General features: G+C 33.4%; 5 protein-coding genes. All 5 read right to left on the reverse strand.

Features of this window, described 5'->3' with window-relative positions:
- Window positions 1-255, reverse strand: a 255-nt coding sequence (locus AC06OU_RS09575; RefSeq protein ID WP_475855447.1) for a response regulator, incomplete at its 3' end; no start/stop codon positions are given.
- Between the two features lie 239 nt (window positions 256-494).
- On the reverse strand, window positions 495-674 hold the full coding sequence (locus tag AC06OU_RS09580; RefSeq protein WP_169359226.1) for a hypothetical protein: 180 nt from the start codon (window positions 672-674) through the stop codon (window positions 495-497).
- Window positions 675-687: 13 nt separating this feature from the next.
- Entirely contained in the window at window positions 688-1,068 is a 381-nt protein-coding gene (locus AC06OU_RS09585; RefSeq protein ID WP_298469713.1) for a YolD-like family protein, read from the reverse strand.
- The gene (locus AC06OU_RS09590; protein WP_169359228.1) at window positions 1,065-1,286 is read right to left on the reverse strand and encodes a transcriptional regulator; all 222 of its coding nucleotides are present in this window, start codon (window positions 1,284-1,286) and stop codon (window positions 1,065-1,067) included. Before AC06OU_RS09590 ends, AC06OU_RS09585 begins: the two co-directional genes overlap by 4 nt.
- Before the next feature lie 146 nt (window positions 1,287-1,432).
- Window positions 1,433-2,296 carry a S16 family serine protease gene (locus tag AC06OU_RS09595; protein ID WP_475855448.1) on the reverse strand — a complete coding sequence of 288 codons (864 nt, stop codon included), beginning with the start codon at window positions 2,294-2,296 and terminating at the stop codon, window positions 1,433-1,435.
- Window positions 2,297-2,483: the final 187 nt, after the last annotated feature.

Here is a 2,483-nt window from a genome sequence, read left to right on the forward strand (position 1 = left end):
CTCTGCTTTAGCACTTAACATAATAATTGGTATATTTCTTTGCTCTCGAATTTTAAAAGTAGCAGAAATTCCATCCATTTGAGGCATCATGATATCTAATACAATGACATGAACCTCGTTTTCCTCTAGCAACTCCAGTGCTTCTATCCCATTTCCTGCCTTCAACACTCGGTAGCCTTCATTTTTTAAATAGATTTCTATTCCATCTCGTATATCTTGGTCATCATCCGTCACTAGTACAGTAAACTCAGGCATCTCTTGCTACCTCCTCACGTTTGCTTTCTTATGATTCTTATTGTAACCTTCATTTCTTAACATTCCAGCAGTATAATTCTGAAGAAAATCTTAAGAAATTATTTTGTTTATTTATATATTGTTGAACTATAAGGTTTTTGTAAGCTTAACTAAATTATCGGCATAATAAAGTGCATTCAAAATAAAATGAAAATTTTCTTTTCACTCCCTCTAATGAATCAAAAAATCCACCTACCTTTTTACAGGTTGGTGGATTCATTACATGTTTCTTCTATAGTAGTGCAAAGCTCTAGGTCAATGTCCTGGTAACTTATATCGCTAATCCGTTCTATATAAGAATTCACTACTTCACCAGAATATTTTTCAAATAATTCATTTACTAATTGATCTAGCTCTAATTGTTCCTTCGTTTTGCTCATGATTAGCAACTCCTTAGTCCATAATTGTTATATCTACAATTTCTTCTAGCTTAATAGGTATTAAATAAAATGGATCGTGAAGATGAATTGTCCTATGCTTTACATCTATTTCTTCAATAGTCCCCCTGTTATAAATATAGTGACCATTTTTCCAGCGTTTGATCTTCGTATCACCTTTAGACGTATAGGCTAACTCAAGCGTCTCTGAGATTATGACATAATCGTATTCGGTTAATACTGGCTTAGGCTCTTTCTTTACCTCTTCATAATACTCACGAAGTAGTGAGACATGTTCTGGAAGCATCATAGATGTCCCCCATTTAATATTTCGACGAGGATCTAAAGGATATTTAGATTTTTTAATCCCTTCAAAAAATTTATCATGAATATTCATATAACCTCACGTTCCTTTTGGAGAACGGGAACAAATGCTAACACATTTTCTATTTTAAAGATCCTTTTCGTACCTCTTAAAAAGCAATAAGCCTGGAAGGAGTCCTTAGAGACACTTAGCACCTTAACTCGTCTCTTACTGATTTCCCCATTGTGTTTCATGTAAATCATTTCAGATAACTGATTGGCTTTCATTGACTTCAAAATTATTATGCGCACATTTGTTCCCTCCTATTACTTTTTAGTATACGAACATTTGTTTGTTTTTACAACTTGAAATTTCAGGAAAATGAAATTTTAGCAAACAAAAAAAACGCCACTATGGGCGTTCTAAATATTTCAAGTCACTCTGTTTAGTTATCCATCTACTTTTTATATTTTTCGTTCAAATCATTAATTACTTCAATGGCTTCGTCAACATGCTCGACATCAATAACTTCAATATTTAACTTTAACTCTCTTTGAAGGGTCTCTGCTTCTTTTGCATTTTCGCTCGGTATAATCATAAAAGGAAAATCATATTTTTTAACATTTTGTAGTTTTTCTCTCAAGCCTCCAACAGCTAAAACATTTCCCTCTGCATCAATGGCACCTGTAATAGCCAAACGTAGACCATTTTGTAATTCACCTTTTATAATGAGTTCAGTTAACAGCAAGCATAGCCCTGCACTGTCTCCTATCCCTTTATCATGCTTGAAATATTCTGTAAGCCTTGCTTCTTCTTTACCAAAGTACAGTTTTAAGTTCTCTCTCATCTCTTCCTTCGGCGTTTTTTTAAGTTGTAGCCACTCAAATATTGTCCTGTTCTTATTTTCGTAAAGAATCTCGTTCCTTACTTTAGTAATTGTTATGACCTCTTGATCAGGGTACTTCCTTAAATACTCCTGAGCCTCCTGTTTGCTTTCCATGTTATCTAAAGCTTTGTAAGAAATAGCTACTATAAAGATTCCTGAACCTTCTACTGTCTGTCTTGGTTCTACATATAAGTTTGCTACGTATGTTTTTGTAACGAACCCTAGAAGCGGAAGCTCATAACAAAATAGAAGCAATAGGATCGCTAGAGAAATAGTAAGTTGTTGTTTGGTCTTCTGTTTTCTTCGAAATATGAAGATAGAGATAGTTAGCATAAATAAACTAAGGAGCAGTAAAACTAAATACGAGATACCATCTATAGCATCTCGAAGGAATAAACCTAGTACTAGAAGATAAAAAACGATAGTTATAATCACGGGGATAACATTTAGAGATCGAGTATAATTTTTCGATATAGTGGTCCAGCTCCTTCTTAAAAGTCTATACTAGTAAAGGGAAAGATCCTTTGTTAAGTTATGCATATGATTATGTAAGTAATGATATTCTTTTTCATTAAATGCCATATAAGGGGCTCAATTACAGTGTTTCCAGATAAATTTAGAA

The organism is Psychrobacillus sp. (assembly GCF_056205495.1).

Bases quoted from the DNA above. Each gene is read 5' to 3' on its own strand.
- AC06OU_RS09580 (WP_169359226.1), bottom strand. From the start codon at position 674: ATGAGCAAAACGAAGGAACAATTAGAGCTAGATCAATTAGTAAATGAA.
- AC06OU_RS09585 (WP_298469713.1), bottom strand. From the start codon at position 1,068: ATGAATATTCATGATAAATTTTTTGAAGGGATTAAAAAATCTAAATAT.